This window comes from Flavobacterium sharifuzzamanii (genome assembly GCF_003254585.1).
Taxonomy (GTDB): domain Bacteria; phylum Bacteroidota; class Bacteroidia; order Flavobacteriales; family Flavobacteriaceae; genus Flavobacterium; species Flavobacterium sharifuzzamanii.
In genome coordinates this window covers 120,926-138,861 of the sequence record NZ_QJGZ01000042.1, presented here as the reverse complement: position 1 = coordinate 138,861, position 17,936 = coordinate 120,926, and the positions used below count along the sequence as shown (strand labels likewise).

The window sequence follows — 17,936 nt, the reverse complement described above, 5'->3', positions numbered from 1 at the left end:
TTTTACTTAGAAAGTTACGTTCAAGCCCGAGATGAATGTTTTGGAGTTTGGATAAGAGCCAAAATCAATTCCCGGATATAAATTGTTTTGTTCGTATGAACTTACCTCTGGATCATAGCCAGTATATTTCGTCCATGTAATTAAGTTTTCTGCTGAGACATAAACTTTTACGCTTTTTGTTCCCAGTTTTTTAGAAACGCTTTTAGGTAAAGTGTATCCTAACGTGATTAGTTTTAATCGTAAGAAAGAAGCATCTTCAACATAGCGTTCAGAAACAATTCCTAGCGGAGAACTAGAAGCTCTAGGAATTTCATTACTTGGGTTCGTTGGTGTCCAGCGATCATTTAAAGTCGCAGCAGCATTAGTTCCAAGGGTAGAAATTTCTAACTGCTGATTTAAAGCATTGAAGATTTTTCCTCCGTATGCTCCCTGAAAAGAGAAATTCAAATCAAAATCATTGTACGAAACGGTGTTGCTGAAACTTCCAACAAATTTTGGCTGAGAAGTGCCTAGATTTCCTTTATCAAGAGCTGTAATTATACCATCTCCGTTTGTGTCGACATATTTTCTATCTCCGACTTTGGTATTTGCCAAACTGTTGATTTTTGGCTGTGTATTAACTTCTTCCTGAGTCTGGAAAATTCCGTTGGTTTTGTACCCCCAGAAAGTTCCCAAAGGCAAACCTACTTTTACAATAACTGGCTGCTGCTGTAATAAAGAACCATTTGGAACTACAGGAAAAAATTCGTTTACACCATTTCCGATTTCGGTAACTTTATTTCTATTTAAAGAAAATACGATGTTCGAGTTCCACGCGAAGTTTTCTGTTTTAATGTTTTCAGTTGTTAAACCAACTTCAAAACCTTTATTTTCAACTCCTCCAATGTTCTGAAGAACTGTTGCATAACCTGAACTCAACGGTACTGGAACATTAATCAACAAGTCTTTTGTTTTCTTATAATACACATCAAAAACAAAATTGATTTTTCGGTCTAATAATGATAAATCCAATCCAACGTTATACTGATTGGTTTTTTCCCATTTCAAATCAGGATTTGCCAATCGGGTAGGAGCAAGACCTGTGTACAAAGTTCCTCCGAAGGAATAATTTACAGAGCCCATTGAAGCTAACGGAAGATAGTTTCCAATTTCTTGATTTCCTGTGGTTCCCGCTGTAATTCTCAATTTAGCTTCTGTCACACCTTTAATGTTGTTGGCAAATTCTTCATCAGTAATATTCCAAGAAAATCCAGCTGAAGGGAAATAACCCCAACGTGATTCTGAACCAAATCTTGAAGAACCGTCTGCACGCCCCGAAAGCGTAAAGTTGTATTTTCCTTTATAAGAATAATTAACCCTTGCCAACCAAGATTTTAAAACACTTTCATAAGCTTCGCTATATGGTTTTACTGCCACACCATCTTGAAGCGCATTGTAAGTATTGGCATCATTAACGAAAGTCTGAGCACCAGCATTCACAACTTCGCCTTTTGTATATTGAAGCGTGTAACCACCCAAAGCAGAAAACTTATGATTTTCGCCAAAATGAGTATTGTAATTCAGCGTATTTTCATTTAGAACAGAGCTTACCAATCTTTCTCCAATAGATGCCAAACCTTTTGTTCCTGCGCCAGTAGTGGTGTTTGAAGGCGCGTAGTAATTTTGTTTCGTATTCAAAACATCACCGCTTACAGCGACTTTTGCAGTTAATTCTTTATTGAATTTATATTCGCCAAATAAACTGGTCAGAATTCTATTTAATTTGGTTTCGTTGGTTGTATTATCCAAATCGTTAATAGGATTTGGGACATAGCCATTTATAGAAGTTGCATAAGGATTGTTGGTTACATTATAACTCCCGTCTGCATTTTTTATAGGAACAACAGGAGCTGTCAAAACCACACTAACCAATGGATTTGGATTCCTTCCAGCTCCGGCGCCTCCATTGGTACCGACACCATTTGCAATCGAATTGGTATAATTGGCATTTACCCCAAATTTAAATTTCTGCGAATAATTTCGTTCATAGTTTGCTCGAAGCGAAATACGTTTAAAATCAGATCCCAAAACAATTCCGTCCTGATCAAAATATCCCGCAGAAACTGCATATCTTGATTTTTCGTCTCCGCCCGAAAAAGATAAATTATGGTTTTGAACTGGTGCCGCAGTTACAAAGGCTGCCGATTGCCAATCATAATTTCCAGAAGTTTTCAAACTTTCAATCTGCTCAGGAGAAAAAGAAGGAGCTTGGCCAATACTTGCCTGAACGTCGTTTCTTAAACTTGCCCATTCGCTTGCATTCATTAATCTCAGTTTTTTTGAAATATTCTGAAATCCGAAATAGCCTTGGTACGAAATGTTATCCTGTCCTTTCGTTCCTTTTTTAGTGGTAATAATTACAACTCCATTTGCACCACGCGAACCATAAATTGCTGTCGCCGAAGCGTCTTTTAGCACCTCTATTGATTCTATATCTGCTGGATTTATAGTAGATAGAACGTTTACACTTGCTCCAGCGTAAGTTACTCCAGCACCACTATTGCTATTATCATTGTAAATTAAAATTCCGTCAACAACATAAAGCGGTTCGTTACCAGCAGTAATAGAGTTTCCTCCGCGAATGCGAACACTAGAAGAAGCTCCTGGACGTCCAGAACTTTGTGTAACTACAACTCCTGCTACAGCACCTCTTAAAAGATTATCTGCCGATGAAGTTACCTGAGATAAATTGGCTTTTGGAACAGAAGCTACAGAACCTGTAATGTCTTTTCTTTTTTGAGTTCCGTAACCTACAACAACCAATTCGTCTAGTTCTTGGCGTTCTTCTTTAAGATTAATAATGACTGGATTCTTCTCAACAATTACTTCCAATTTTTTATATCCGATGTAGTTTACAATCAAAGTATAAGGGAATTTCTGTCCAGTCTGAAAATAAAATTTTCCTTCTGCATCTGTCACAACACCGTGAGTTGTTCCTTTAATGGTTACAGAAGCGCCTATAATGGGCTGATTTGTAATATCATCAACAACAGTTCCGTCTAGTTTTGATTGAATGAGCGGGGTGGTATTCTGGGCTTGTATTCCTGCTGTAATGAAGAGTAGAAACAGCAGTATGTGTATGTTTAACTTTTTTTTCATTTCTTTGTGTTGGTTTTAAGTAATTAACAAGACGCCCTAAGCACTGTTTATACAGCACTCTAAAAGGTGTTCTTGATTTAGTGATAAATGTTCTTTAAGCCTTGCCATTTCTGTTGCCGCAGAAATGGCTTTTTTTATTTACAGCAACAGCTTTGCATTGTTTTCATTTTAGTCATTTTAGTTGTTAGTTATTTAATTTGTTGAATAATAGATATGGTTTCAAGAATCTGGTCCAACACATTTGAATGCATCGGAAAGATTTCTTGGTTAAAATTCAGTAAATATTTTTGGTGATGTTTTTTATGTTTTGCTTCGATATAGGTTCTAAAGGCAAACAAAATAAAAGTAGATTATTAACAACAGAAACACATATAACAAATAGTGCTATAAGTGTATTTTTTAGGAAGAATGTAACGTGATATGCTTTCTGTTGTTTTCACAATAATAGTTTTTTACAGTTGGAAATATTATTTTAAACTCTACTAATCCTATAGACAAAGTTAAATTTTATATAATAAAAACCAAAAGTTTGCTGACTTTTTTTTGAAAAATATCTGCATATAGAAGCATTGTAAAAAGAAGAGTTGCTGTATAGCCCTTATTTTAAAAGGCTTTACAGAGGATTTGATATTCATGTAAATGTTAAAATAAATTTTAAAGACGGGGTAAAATTGTAGTATTTTATACTTGTTTTTTAATCGAAAGAACGAGCCTTTAAAAAAAAATAAATGAAATGTAAAGCTTAAAAAGGGTCAAAAGAAGCTCTTTTGTACTTACTTGTAAAATCTAAATGAGAATTTTGAAATTGATTTTGAATAAATTAGAGTAATTTTATAGAAAATAAAAAGAAAATTAAAATTTTTTAATCAACCTAATGATAAATACTTATATTTGTAGTAAGTATTTATACTTAGTTTTATAATTAGCAGAAATGATAGAAGTAAAAGAAGCTTTAGAAATTGTTGCAGCAAATAGTTCAGTTTTGTCGACTCAGAAAATTTCTGTACAAAAGGCACTTGGATATATTTTAGCAGAAACGATTTACTCGCCAATTTCAATGCCTCCCTTTCGCCAATCGGCAATGGATGGTTACGCTTTCACTCATTCAAGAAGACATCAATTTGATGTGGTTGGAATTTCTCAGGCAGGAGATCATGCCAATATAAAACTAAAAGAAAACCAAGCTGTTCGCATATTTACCGGCGCGTATGTTCCTAATGACGCAGACACTGTAGTAATGCAGGAACATGTAATGGTAAATGGAGATTCAATTTTGATTGCAAAGATGCCAGAACCTTTCGCAAATGTTAGAAATAAAGGCGAGCAGATTAATGCAGAAGATGTGGTTTTTGATGCTAATACATTAATAACTCCTGCAGCAATTGGATTTTTGGCCTGTTTAGGAATCACGGAAATCACAGTTTATAGAAAGCCGAAGGTGGCTATTTTAGTTACAGGAAACGAATTAGTAAAACCAGGTAAAAAACTTTCAAAAGGAAAAATTTATGAAAGCAATTCTGTAATGCTGCAAGCAGCTTTGCAGACTATTGGAATTAATAAAATAAAAGTTCATACAGTAAAGGATAATCTAAAAGCTACTAAGAAAGCATTGCAATCCATCCTTAAAAAGAATGATATCGTGTTAATTTCTGGCGGAATTTCTGTTGGAGATTATGATTTTGTAAAAGAAGCATTATTGAAAAATGGAGTAGAGGAGCTTTTTTATAAGATTAATCAGAAACCTGGAAAGCCAATGTTTTTTGGTGCTAAAAAAGACACTTTGGTATTCGCGTTACCTGGAAACCCAGCTTCGTCTCTGACTAATTTTTATATTTACGTATATCCAGCAGTCAAAAATAAAATGGGGTTCTCGAATACACATTTGCCAAAAATTGTTCGAAAATTAGAAAATGACATTATCAATAACACAGGAAAAACACTTTTTTTAAAAGCATTATATAATGAAACAAGTGTTACAATTTTAGAAGGACAGGCTTCTTCAATGCTAAATTCTTTTGCTATTGCAAATGGTTTGGTAATTGTTCAGCATGATACCGAAAACATTAAAAAAGGAGCGTCAGTAACAATCCTGCCAATTGATTAATTTTTTTTAGACAGATAGATTAAAGATCAGAGAAAAAGATTTTTAGATAAAGAACGAAAAGCGCTGTATAAATAAAAACACATAGCTAACCGATTAAACAGTTAACCAAGTAAACGATTAAACAAAAAATGAGTCTCCTAAATTCCGAAAATATACTATTATTCAGTTTCGCCTTAATTGTAATTGCATTTTTATATTCAAGCGTTGGGCATGGCGGAGCTTCGGGTTATTTAGCCTTGATGAGCATTTTTGCTTTTCCAGTTTCGGTAATGAAACCATCGGCTCTGTTATTGAATTTGTTTGTTTCGAGTATTTCGTTTTTGTTTTATTATAAGAATAATTATTTCAAACCAAAGCTCTTTTATCCGTTTGCCATTGCATCGATACCAGCAGCATTTATTGGGGGTTTTATCACTTTAGATAATGCGATTTATAAAATTGTTTTAGGAATTGTATTGGTTTTTGCAGCCTTAAGATTGTTTGGAGTATTTAATTTTAAAGAAAAAGAAGAAGTAAAAATAAACCTTCCGTTTGCTTTAGCAATTGGTTTTGCCATCGGATTATTATCTGGAATGCTGGGAATTGGTGGTGGAATTATATTAAGTCCAATCTTGTTATTTTTAGGATGGGCTTCGGTGAAAGAATCGGCAGCGATTTCGAGTTTATTCATTTTTGTGAATTCATTTGCCGGAATGCTAGGATTCTTTTTAGGAGGAAAAACAATTCCGATGGAAAGTTTCTATCTCGTTCCAATTGCTGTAGTAGGAGGAATGTTGGGAGGATTCTACGGAAGTGGCTCTTTTTCTAACAAAACATTAAAAATGGTATTAGGAACAGTAATTTTAATGGCAAGCGTTAAATTAATTTTTCCTTGAAAGGACTAATATGCTTATCGTTGCGTCCGCGAGGTTAAAACCTTGGGCTATATTTGAAAATTAAACGAAAAAGAAGCTATATAAATATAGCCAGCGGTTTCAACCGCTGGAGACAAAGATTGGCAAAACGTGAAACTTGAAACCTGAAACAAAAAGAAAATGGAAACACTAACAGTATTTATTCTTTGCGGAGGAAAAAGCACCAGAATGCAGTCAGAAAAAGGATTGGTTTTGTTTCAAGATAAACCATTTATCGAACATATCATTCAGGCCATTTTACCAATAACAGATCAAATTAAGCTCATTACAGGATCAAAAGAATACGATTATTTGCCCTATCAAAAAATACAGGATTTAGTAGTAGACAAAGGTCCGCTAGGAGGAATTTACACCGCATTATCAAATTCTGAAACCGAATTCAATCTGATTTTAAGCTGTGATATTCCGTTAATTTCAACTGAATTATTACAAGAATTAATTTCAAAACATACAAGTGAAGCAGGAATTACAGTTTTTGCATCTGAAAGTAAAACTCATCCATTAATTGGAATTTATTCAAAAAATATTGTTCCAGTTATAAAAAAAGCAATTGATTCTGATGAATTAAAAATGATGGATCTGCTAGCCAAACTGCCGCATCAGATTATCTATATAGAAGAAAGTGAAAATTATCATTTGACCAATATCAATTCGGCCGACGAATTAAACGACCTGAATATCAATTTAACTTAAAGACTATGCAAAATTTTAAAACACCAAAATTGACGATTGTAGGCGCAGGTCCAGGCGACGTTGAATTGATTACTATAAAAGCAATTAAAGCTTTAAAAAGTGCCGATGTTGTTTTGTACGATGCTTTAGTAAATGAAGAATTACTGGAATATGCACCTAATGCAGAAGTTGTTTTTGTTGGAAAACGTTTAGGCTGCCATGCTTACACACAAGATCAAATTAACGATTTAATTGTTTCTATGGCAAAAACTCACGGACATGTGGTTCGTTTAAAAGGCGGTGATCCGTTTGTTTTTGGAAGAGGAAGTGAAGAAATCGAATTTGCAGAAGATTTTGGAATCGAAACTGCGATTGTCCCTGGAATTTCATCTGCTTTAGGAGTTCCTGCTTCAGTCGGAATCAGTTTGACACAGCGCAAAGTGGCTGAAAGTTTCTGGGTTATTACAGGAACAACTTCATCTCATGAGTTATCAAAAGATGTTCATTTGGCTTCAAAATCGGCAGCGACTGTTGTGATTTTAATGGGAATGCATAAATTGAATGAAATTATTTCAATCTATCAGGAAAACAGAAATGATGATCTGCCAATTGCTATTATCCAAAACGGAACGAAAAATTCAGAACAAAAGGTAATCGGAACTATCAATACAATTACTAAATTGGTAGCTGAAAAAAATATATCATCGCCGGCAATTATCGTTATTGGCGAAGTCGTTAGAAACACATCAAGTTGGATTTCATATTTTCAAGAGTACTTTGATGACGAATTTATTTTTCAAAATTTAAATTTATAAAAATGATTGAGGTTAAGTATTTTGGCGCTGTCGCTGAAAAGACGAAATGTGAATTCGAAAAATTATCTTTTTCAGAAGAATTATCATTGCAAAAGCTGTTGCAGGATTTAAACGAAAAATATGAATTCGAAGCGTTGACTTTCAGCGTTGCAGTAAATCAAAAAATAGTTTCAAAAACTTCAGATTACACTTTGCAGACTAGCGATATTGTAGCATTATTACCGCCGTTTGCAGGAGGATAAAAAATAATTTATGAGTTCATCGACCCGATATAATAGACAAATTATACTTCCTGATATAGGAGAGGAAGGCCAGCAGAAATTAGCTAAATCAAAGGTTTTAGTAATTGGTGCAGGAGGCTTGGGCACTGCGATTTTGCCTTATCTTGCTGCAGCTGGAGTAGGAGAAATCGGAATTGTAGATCATGATGTTATTGAAATTTCTAATCTTCAAAGACAAGTAATTTACAAAACTGATGCTATCGGAAAATCAAAAGCAAAAGAAGCAAAAGCGATGATTGCTGAATTGAATCCTTTAGTGAAAGTAAAAGCGATTTCTGAAAAATTATCAGGAAAAAATGCTATTTCGCTATTTGAAAAATATGACATAATAGTTGATGCAACTGATAATATTGCAATCAAATATTTAATAAACGATGCCTGTTTAGCAACTAATAAACCAATGGTTTATGGATCTATTTTTAGATTTCAAGGGCAAGTTTCAGTCTTAAATTATCAAAATGGACCAACATATAGATGCCTGTATCCCGATGAAAATTTAAATGCAGTAAATTGTGAAGAAGCGGGAGTTTTAGGCATTTCAGTTGGAATTATCGGAATGTTTCAGGCCAATGAGGTTTTAAAAATGATTCTTGAAATTGGAGAGGTTTTAAGTGGAAAAATATTGGTTTATAATATTCTAAAGAATGAACAGCAAAAATATGATTTCGATAAAAGCAATATTCAAACCATAACCAGAGAAGCATTCGAAGAAAAATACAATAAATGTGAAGTTGAAGAAGTGAGTTTTGAATCGGTTTTGAATGAAATGGATAATAATGAGGTTCTTTTTCTGGATGTTCGAAATACAGATGAATCGCCAAAAATCAGCTTAAAAAATCAAATCCAGATTCCGTTAATGCATTTAGAAAGTAAGTTGGAAAATCTAGATAAAAAACAAACCATTTACATTTTCTGCCAATCTGGAATTAGAAGTAAAATTGCAGTCGAACTGCTTCAAAAGCATCGATTTAAAAATATAAAAAGTATTGCTGGAGGCGCTTTGGCAATGAAACAGTTGTTACAAGAAATAAAAATATAGTCATAGATTTTAAAATGTTCGTCTAGTTTGTCATTTCGACGAAGGAGAAATCTTCACAAGTAGCTCGACAAAGATTGGCGAATTACTAAGAGGAGTTCCTTGCGAAGATTTCTCCTTCGTCGAAATGACAATATTGAGATTAACTTTTTTTAAAATAGATTTTAATTTGTGAAAATTAGTGTAATTCGTGGCTAAAAAAAAATAAAAAATGAGTAAAAATGTATTTGTAGAAGGACCGATTTCTCCAGAATTTATTGCAGAATCAATTGCCAAACATCAATCTAAACATACGATTGGGGCGCATAATATTTTTTTAGGACAAGTCCGTGCCGATATTATTCATGACAACACCGTTGTAGCAATTGATTATTCGGCATATAAAGACATGGCAAATGAAGCTTTGTACGCAATTCGAGAAAAAGCTTTTGCTAAATTCGATTTAACTTGCATGCACATTTACCATAGTTTAGGCGTTGTAAAAGCAGGCGAAATTTGTCTGTTTGTTTTTGTTTCCGCAACACGCCGCAAGCAGGTTTATGAAGCGACAGAAGCCATTGTAAACTGGATTAAGACAGACGTTCCGATTTTTGGTAAAGAAATGTTTGAAAACGATACATTCACTTGGAAACAAAATACCTAAGAAATTATAATGGTAGATATTACGCATAAAATAAGCACTTTAAGAGTCGCAACAGCAACGGCAATTGTCAAAGTCAGCAAACAAGAAACAATTGATGCTGTTGTCAATAATTTAGTGCCAAAAGGAAACGTGTTTGAAATGGCAAAAACTGCTGGATTATTTGCGGTAAAAAATACGCATTTGTCCATTCCAGATTGTCATCCGCTTCCAATTGAATTTACTTCGGTTGAATACAATATTGAAGGATTAGAAATCCATATTATTTTCAAAGTAAAAACAGTTTATAAAACAGGAGTTGAGGTTGAAGCTATGCACGGCGCGTCTATTGTAGCGTTAACAATGTACGATATGTTGAAACCAATTGATAAAGAAATTGAGATTTCAACAATCAAATTAATTAATAAAGAAGGCGGAAAATCGTCTTTCAAAAATAAATTCCCGAATGTAATTAAAGCAGCAGTTTTCGTTTGTTCTGATTCCATTTTTGCAGGAGATAAAGAAGATCGCTCCGGTAAAACAATTGTAGAAAAGTTGGATTCGTACGGAGTTGAAACTTCTCATTACGAAATCATTCCAGACGAATTAGATATTATTCAGGAAAAAACTAAAGCTTTCGCTAAAGATAATCAGCTGGTAATTTTTACAGGCGGAACGGGACTGTCTCCGAGAGATGTTACACCAGAAGCTTTAGAACCATTATTAGAAAGCAGAATTCCTGGAATCGAAGAAGCCATTCGCAATTACGGTCAGCAAAGAATGCCGTATGCAATGCTTTCTAGAAGCGTAGCGGGAACTTTAGGAAAAAGTTTGGTTTTGGCTTTGCCAGGTTCAACAAACGGTGTAAGAGAATCGATGGATGCTGTTTTTCCGCACGTAATGCACGTTTTTCATATTTTAAAAGGAAAAAATCATGACAGCCTCTAATACTATTTTGACGGATGGCTTTGGGCGCAAACATAATTATTTGCGTATTTCGCTGCTGGAAAAATGCAATCTGCGTTGTACGTATTGCATGCCGGCTGACGGAATTGCGCTTTCTCCAAAAGCCAGTTTAATGACGGGCGATGAGATTTTTGCTATCGCTCAGACTTTCGTACAAAATGGTGTTGACAAAATAAGATTAACTGGCGGCGAACCTTTGCTAAGAAAAGATTTCCCAGAAATAGTTTCTAAACTATCTCAGCTAGATATTTCACTTTCCATTACCACAAACGGAATTTTAATTGATCGTCATATTGAGGTTTTGAAGCAATTTAATGTCAAAAAAATCAATTTGAGTTTAGATACCTTAGTTTCATCTAAATTTCATACGATAACACTTAGAAATCAGTTTGAGAAAGTAATTGATAATTTGCATTTGCTTTTGAATAATGATTTTCAGGTAAAAGTAAATGTCGTTTTGATGAAAGGTTTCAATGATAACGAAATTGTTGATTTTGTAAAACTAACACAGTTTCTGCCTATTTCTGTTCGTTTCATCGAATTCATGCCGTTCGCAGGAAACGAGTGGGACAGAAGCAAAATGGTTTCTCAACAAGAAATTTTATCTTTGTTGGAAACGAAATTTCATTCTGAAGCAATTCAAAAACTGGAAGATGAAAAAAACTTCACTTCAAGAAATTACAAAATAAAAGGCTTTCAAGGCGATTTCGGAATTATTAGTTCCATCACAAATCCGTTTTGTGATAGCTGCAACAGAATCCGCTTGACGGCTGACGGAAAAATAAAAAACTGCCTTTTTTCTAATTCAGAAACTGATCTATTAACTGCTTTTAGAAATGGAGAATCCATTACTGATTTGATTTCAGAATCAATTCAAAATAAAAAGAAAGTTCGTGCAGGAATGGTTACGATGGATGAAATGGACGATCCTAAAAAACATTTTGACAATCGTAGTATGATTGCGATTGGGGGGTAATTAATTGTGAATTGTGAATTGTCTGGCTTAGTGAAGTCGACGTCTTAACTGCATAGCTTTGTCATTGTGAGGAACGAAGAATCACACTAGAAGCTCGCCATAGTAATTCTCCAATCTTTGTCAATTTACGAGTGCGATTCTTCGTTCCTCAGAATGACAAACTGTATGTACATTGCTAATGAAAATAAAAAAAGGTTTAACTTTTCTTAAAGTCAAACCTTTCTCAAACCTATTTTTTCTTTTTAGCTTTTGCCTTTTTCTGAGCTTTAGCTTTTTTGTCGGCAACTTTCTTAGCTTTAGCTTTTTCTTTCGCTTTTTTAGCCTTTTCTTTTTTCTTTTCAGCTGCTTTTAGTTTTGCCTTTTTAGCTTTTTCTAATTTTTTAATAACAGCTTTTATTGCTTTTTCTCTTTTCTTTTCTTTTTCTTTTTTGGCTTTAAGTTTTGCTTTAAGCTTAGATTTTATATCGTTTTTTTCTTTGCCAATTTTTTCAACAGTCACAACAGGTTTGTTTTCTGCAGCATCATTGGTTTTAATTTCTACAATTTCAGAAACTATCGATTCTTTTTTTGCAGGTGCTGTCGCTACTTTTTTTACAGTTGCACTAGGAGTCGCTTTGGAGGCAGCTCTTACTGGTGTTTTCGCTGCAGGTTTTACAGTAGCGGTTGGTGCTTTTGTGGCTGTTGTTTTCGCAGCTGGTGATTTTGTAGCTGTCGTTTTCGTTGTTGAAGTCTTAGCAGCTGCTGGTTTCACAGCTGTTCTGGTAGTTCTTCTAACTGTTGTTTTAGTTTCTGGTTGTATTTCTGTAGTACTTTCTACAGCTGTTTCTGCTGGAATATCGGTAGCTTTTTCAGCAGAAGATTGTGTTGTTCTTTTTATCATAACTGTATTTTTTTTATTGAATAAATAGATGTTAACCAAGTGGTTTTAAAGCTTTTGAAGTATGTAGCTTTACGATAAATTCTTAGTTAAGCTAAATATACACAATTTTTGAATACAAAATACGACACTTTTTTAGAACTCATTAATTTTCAACCGTTTCCAAAATTCTAAAATTACTTTTCGGTGCTTCGCAAAGAGAACAGCAATAATTTTCGGGTAGATTTTCAAATAAAATGCCTTTTGGAACTCCTTGGGTTTCATCTCCATATTCCGAATTGTAAAGCGTTAAACATTCCTGGCATTGATAAATGTCTAACTGCGGTTTTTCTTTTTTCTGAGAATTTTCAGTTGTCTCTGAAGTTGAATTTCCGAGTTCATCGAAATATTTTCGGCTTAACTCAATTAAAATTGTCGGAAGCTCTAGTTTATCAATATCTTGTGAATGCACGATATATTCGCGAGTATTTGGGTCGAAATTCTTGGCGAACAATACATTATAAGTATCTCTGATTTTGATCGATTCTAAAGCTGCTGGAAGTTCATTTTTTTCGATGACAATCGAAGTAAAATAATGCCCGTCGCGATTGTATTCTGAAATCCCGAAATTCAATCCGTAAGTGCTGATATCGAATTGATCTAAAGTTCTAACTAGAAAAGTCTTTAGACTTAGTGCCCATTCCATTGCTACTGGTAAATGCCAGTTTAATTCTAATAAAGAATGGCGAACGTTGATGCCGCGTTTTCCTAAAAACTTTTCCCATTCCAGTTTTCGGTCTTTCGGAATTCCTTTGATTATGAAAGATTTCCAAGGTGTAATACAGATTTTTCCAATTTTGCATTCAAAACACAGATCACACATTTCTTTCAGGAAATCCAAATCGTATAAATTATTTCTCCAATACAATCCCAGCCAATATTGATCGATTCCCATTCGGTTCATTCCTTCATAATAAGGAAATGGATAAAATGGAATATTTAATGGTTTGTCGATTGTTCGATTATTAGTATCTAAAGCTTCACTTACCAAAGCGAAAAGTGTTTCAATATCAACTGAATCTTCTTCTGATATTTTTTCGATTTCGTAATAAATTTTAGCCAAATCCCAGCTGTAAAGCAAAACAGGGTAAACTTCTATTTTTTCCCATTTTGGAAGACGAATGTATAAATACCAATAATCTTCGTGTTCTGAAGCAATAAAATTCAAATGTCCTGTAAACAAAGGAACCAATTGCTGCTTCGGATCGGTTATGTTGACTTTAAGTTTTGGCTGTTCTTTAAACTCTTCCAAAATATATAAAAAACGGTTTCCTGTAAGCCAGTTGGTATTTCTAAAAATATCAGTCGAAACATAAGAAGAAACGATATTGTTACCGCTTTTTTGATCTGGATAAACAAAATGATGTTTTCCTAAAGTGGTTTTATCCAAAGATTTAAATCCTTTCGGAAAAATAATATCCTGTCTAGAACCAAACGAAATCGAATCCAAACCTTCTTCCAAAGCGATGTTTACAACTTCCTGTAATTCTCCTGGCGAAATAACGCCTCCTTTTACTATTAATCTTGTTAGTTCCATTTTTTCTTTTTGTTTCAGGTTTTCTTTGTTTCAGGTTTCAAGTTTCTGGATTGTGTTGATTTAAACGCAAAGAGCGCAAAGGTTTTTCGCAAAGTTTTGAAGGTTTATATTCTGTGCAAAATTATTTTCTATCGAAAAAAGTTCACAAAACAATACTTAAAATTTTTGTTCAAAGCTTTGTGAACTTTGTCTACTTAAAAAAATAAACTTTGCGAAACTTTGCGAAAAACCTTTGCGCTCTTTGCGTTAAAATTTATGTTCAAAGTAAAGCAACTTGAAACCTGAAACCAAACTATTTACATTTCGCTAATATCTCCTTAACTTCTGTTTTACAACTTCCACATCCTAAACCAGCTCCTGTGTTTTTGCATAATTCAGTGAAATCATTTACGCCACTTTTAATGGTTTCTTCGATGTTTCCAGCTCCAACCTGACTGCACGAACAAACTAATTTGCCTAAAACCGGTTTTGCATTTGAGCTTCCTCTCAAAAGCGTATTTCGTTTGTCAGACAATTCGATTTTGCTTTCGATCATCGTTTTGAATTCGGCAAACTCATTTTTGTCTCCCATTAAAATCGCACCGACTAAAAGATCATCTTTTACAATACACTTTTTGTAATAGCGTTTTTTCAAATCGGTAAAAACAATTTCTTCATACGAGTCATCATTTTCTGGAATCGTAATATCTCCAATGCTGCAAAGGTTGATGTCTTCTAATTTTAGAATATTCATTAAAATCGAACCTTTATAATAACTGCTAATATCGCCTGCAAGGAAATTAGCTAGAATATCGGCTTGTTCTTCAGCTGCAGACGTTATTCCGAATAGCTTATTATCGAATTCTGCTATTTCTCCAATCGCAAAAATATCTGGATTTGAAGTCTGCAAATACTGATTTACTTTCACGCCTCGTCCGCAGGCTAAACCGCTTTCGCGAGCAATTTCGATATTTGGAATAGTTCCAATTGTATATACAATCGCATTTGCCGTTATGATTTTTCCACTTTTTAAAGCAATTTCAATTTCATTCGGATTATCAGTTTCAAAAACAGTACTGACTTCATTATCAAAATAAATTTGAATATCACGAAGCTGAACTTCTTCGGCTAATAATTTGCTTGAAATTCGGTCTAACTGACGCTCCATCAAACGCGAAGCGCGCTGAATAATCGTAGTTTTTACTTTTTTATGCTTTAAAGCCGCGGCCAATTCTAATCCTAATAATCCACCGCCGATAATGACAACATGTTGTTCTTCTGGCGGAAGATTTGTGCTGTCTAAATGTTTTTTCAAACGGTCTGCATCTTCTTTTCTTCTAACGGTAAAACGGCCGGGAAGATGAAGCTGTGCATTTTCAGGAACGAAAGGACGGCTTCCGGTTGCCATAATCAACGAATCGAAAGTGTGAATTTCGCCTTGACTATCTATAATTGTTTTTTGTTTTGGATCTAATTTTTCAATTGCCACTCCAGCTTTCATGGTAATTTTCAACTTACTGAAAGCTTCTCCATCTTTAACTTTTAAAAGCTGTTCCCAAGTAAATTCTCCCGTCATATATTCGGGAAGCAAAACACGATTGTAAAACGGATTCATTTCATTAGAAAAAACAATAATTTCATCAGTTGAATTGAATTCGCGATAGTTTTGAATGAATCGGAAAGAAGCTGCTCCAGCGCCAACAATCGCAATTTTCTGAAATGGTTTTACGTATTTTTTAATCGAAACAGTGGTGAACTTAAAATCGGGCTCTTTAGAAATTGGATCAACAACAGTGTTCGTTAAATTATTTGTTCGGTTTAAGTCATTTTCGAGTTGTTTTCCCCAATGCATTGGTAGAAAAACGACTTTTTCTTTGATTGAATCGGTGACTTTTGCTTTTACACGAACTTCTCCGTTTTTGCTTGAAACGACGACAATGTCACCATTTTTAATATCATTTTTAAAAGCATCAATCGGATTTATTTCTAAAACTGGACTTGGAATATGTGTTAACAAACGAGAGACTTTTCCAGTCTTTGTCATCGTATGCCATTGATCGCGAATTCTTCCTGTGGTTAAAATAAAAGGGAATTCGTCATTTGGCTGAACAGATGTATTTTCGATAGAAACAGGCAGATTAAAAATTGCTTTTCCAGAAGGCGTATAGAATTTTTTATCTGTAAATAATCTAGGAGTTCCCGGATGATTATAATCAGGAACCGGCCACTGAAAAGTGCCTTCGTTTTTTAAGCGGTTATAATTTAAGAATGAAATATCAATATTCGTATTTTTGGTAAGCGCACAATGTTCTTTATAAATTTCTTCTGCGCTGTTAAAATTAAAGCCATTGAAATTCATTTTTTTTGCAAAGCGAATTAAGATTTCAATGTCTGGAAGTGCTTCTCCGGGCGCATTGATTCCTTTTGGCAGATACGAAATACGACGCTCCGAATTGGTCATTGTTCCTTCTTTTTCTAACCAACCCGCAGCAGGCAATAATAAATCGGCAAATTTGGCTGTATCTGCATTATGCGAAATATCTTGAACAACCACGAATTTAGCATTTTGAAGTGCTTTTTCAGCTCTTCTAGAATCGGGTAAACTCACTAACGGATTGGTGCAGATAATCCAAACGGCTTTCATTTTTCCAGATTCCAGAGCTTCAAACATTTCTGTTGCCGTCAAACCCGGTTTATCTGAAATCTCATCGACTCCCCAAAAATCAGCAACTTCTTTTCGATGTGTGGGATTGGCAATATCTTTATGCGCGGCCAAAAGTGTTGCCATTCCGCCCACTTCTCGTCCGCCCATTGCGTTCGGCTGACCTGTTAATGAAAATGGCCCAGAACCTGGTTTTCCAACTTGTCCAGTCAGTAAAGATAAATTCAGCAATGCTGTATTTTTATCAACGCCAACAGCACTTTGATTTAATCCCATTGCCCAAAGCGAAATAAAACCTTTTGCTTTCCCGATAATATCAGCGGCAAGTTTAATATCATTTACAGAAATTCCGCAAAGTTTAGAGGCTTTTTCAAGAGAAGTTCCTAAAACAAGGTCTTTATATTGTTTGAAATTTTCTGCGTGATTTTTAACGAAATCATGATCAACGTAACCTTTTTCGATAATACGTCTTGCAATCGCATGATACAAAATAATATCTGAACCAGGAATAATCTGCAAATGTAAATCGGCGAAAACTGCAGTATCTGTTCGTCTTGGATCAATACAAATTATTTTCGTCTTCGGGTTTTTCTCTTTATGTTTTTCTAATCTTCTGAAAAGAATAGGGTGGCACCAAGCCGGATTTGCGCCTGTAATTAAAAAAGTGTCTGCTAATTCAATATCATCATAAGCAATTGGCACAGAATCTTCTCCGAAAGTTTTTTTGTAACCCACAACCGCGGAACTCATGCAAAGTCTTGAATTGGTGTCTATATTGTTGGTCTTAAGAAAACCTTTTACCAATTTATTGACTAAGTAATATTCCTCGGTTAGACATTGTCCAGAAATATAAAATCCAACGCTATCTGGTCCATGTTTTTTGATGATAGAAGAAAAAACAGCAGCGGCGCGATCAAGAGCCGTATCCCAGCTTACGCGTTCTAAAGGATAATTTTTGCTTCCTCGCATTTCAGGATATAAAATTCTATCGGAAGTATCGTTGACTACGTAATGCAGGTTCATTCCTTTAGAACACAGCATTCCTTTGTTTACAGGATGATCTTTATCGCCTTCGACCATTACACCATTTTTAGCATCGTTGGTCACGATTATGCCACAGCCAACGCCGCAGTAGGAACAGGTAGTTTTGATCTTCGTAGTTTGCATTTAGTGTTCTATTTAGAGATGCTACTTCTTATGAATGGTCTGACTTTACAAAAGTACTTATGCAAAAATAAGTATTTTTACGTATTAATACGTAATTTTTAAATTTATTTTTTTACTTTTGATGGAAATAAATGAGGAACAACAAATTAGTTTT

The 17,936-nt window shown here is 34.5% G+C and carries 13 protein-coding genes; 9 read left to right on the top strand and 4 right to left on the bottom strand.

What is annotated here, in order from left to right; genetic code table 11:
* Positions 1-6: 6 nt before the first annotated feature.
* A complete protein-coding gene (locus DMA14_RS20330) occupies positions 7-3,138 on the bottom strand; it encodes a SusC/RagA family TonB-linked outer membrane protein (protein ID WP_111426343.1) in 3,132 nt (1,043 codons plus the stop codon).
* 931 nt (positions 3,139-4,069) lie between these two features.
* On the opposite strand from DMA14_RS20330, the gene DMA14_RS20325 reads away from it, so the two are divergent.
* From DMA14_RS20325 to moaA, 9 genes are all read left to right on the top strand, one after another.
* Positions 4,070-5,242, top strand: a complete 1,173-nt coding sequence (locus DMA14_RS20325; protein ID WP_111426342.1) for a molybdopterin molybdotransferase MoeA — start codon at positions 4,070-4,072, stop codon at positions 5,240-5,242.
* Positions 5,243-5,370: 128 nt separating this feature from the next.
* Positions 5,371-6,117 (top strand): sulfite exporter TauE/SafE family protein, encoded by a 747-nt coding sequence (locus DMA14_RS20320; protein WP_111426341.1) that lies wholly within the window; start codon positions 5,371-5,373, stop codon positions 6,115-6,117.
* 159 nt (positions 6,118-6,276) lie between these two features.
* Positions 6,277-6,849 (top strand): molybdenum cofactor guanylyltransferase, encoded by a 573-nt coding sequence (locus DMA14_RS20315; protein ID WP_111426340.1) that lies wholly within the window; start codon positions 6,277-6,279, stop codon positions 6,847-6,849.
* Between the two features lie 5 nt (positions 6,850-6,854).
* Positions 6,855-7,643, top strand: coding sequence for a uroporphyrinogen-III C-methyltransferase (gene cobA / locus DMA14_RS20310; RefSeq protein ID WP_111426339.1), 789 nt, complete (start codon positions 6,855-6,857; stop codon positions 7,641-7,643).
* Between the two features lie 2 nt (positions 7,644-7,645).
* Complete coding sequence (locus DMA14_RS20305) at positions 7,646-7,885, top strand: MoaD/ThiS family protein (protein ID WP_111426338.1); 240 nt, start codon at positions 7,646-7,648, stop codon at positions 7,883-7,885.
* A 10-nt stretch (positions 7,886-7,895) separates the two neighbouring features.
* Complete coding sequence (moeB, locus tag DMA14_RS20300; RefSeq protein ID WP_111426337.1) at positions 7,896-8,963, top strand: HesA/MoeB/ThiF family protein; 1,068 nt, start codon at positions 7,896-7,898, stop codon at positions 8,961-8,963.
* 208 nt (positions 8,964-9,171) lie between these two features.
* Positions 9,172-9,603 carry a molybdenum cofactor biosynthesis protein MoaE gene (locus DMA14_RS20295; RefSeq protein WP_111426336.1) on the top strand — a complete coding sequence of 144 codons (432 nt, stop codon included), beginning with the start codon at positions 9,172-9,174 and terminating at the stop codon, positions 9,601-9,603.
* 9 nt (positions 9,604-9,612) lie between these two features.
* Positions 9,613-10,527: a bifunctional molybdenum cofactor biosynthesis protein MoaC/MoaB gene (moaCB, locus tag DMA14_RS20290; protein WP_111426335.1), complete on the top strand. Its 915-nt coding sequence runs from the start codon at positions 9,613-9,615 to the stop codon at positions 10,525-10,527.
* Positions 10,514-11,521 (top strand): GTP 3',8-cyclase MoaA, encoded by a 1,008-nt coding sequence (gene moaA / locus DMA14_RS20285; protein ID WP_111426334.1) that lies wholly within the window; start codon positions 10,514-10,516, stop codon positions 11,519-11,521. The genes moaCB and moaA overlap by 14 nt, the downstream gene beginning before the upstream one ends.
* A 229-nt stretch (positions 11,522-11,750) precedes the next feature.
* Here the strand turns inward: moaA and DMA14_RS20280 are convergent, their stop codons facing one another.
* From DMA14_RS20280 to DMA14_RS20270, 3 genes are all read right to left on the bottom strand, one after another.
* Positions 11,751-12,401: a hypothetical protein gene (locus DMA14_RS20280; protein ID WP_111426333.1), complete on the bottom strand. Its 651-nt coding sequence runs from the start codon at positions 12,399-12,401 to the stop codon at positions 11,751-11,753.
* Positions 12,402-12,543: 142 nt separating this feature from the next.
* On the bottom strand, positions 12,544-13,974 hold the full coding sequence (locus tag DMA14_RS20275; RefSeq protein ID WP_111426332.1) for a rubredoxin: 1,431 nt from the start codon (positions 13,972-13,974) through the stop codon (positions 12,544-12,546).
* A gap of 292 nt (positions 13,975-14,266) precedes the next feature.
* A complete protein-coding gene (locus DMA14_RS20270; protein WP_111426331.1) occupies positions 14,267-17,782 on the bottom strand; it encodes a nitrate reductase in 3,516 nt (1,171 codons plus the stop codon).
* Positions 17,783-17,936: the final 154 nt, after the last annotated feature.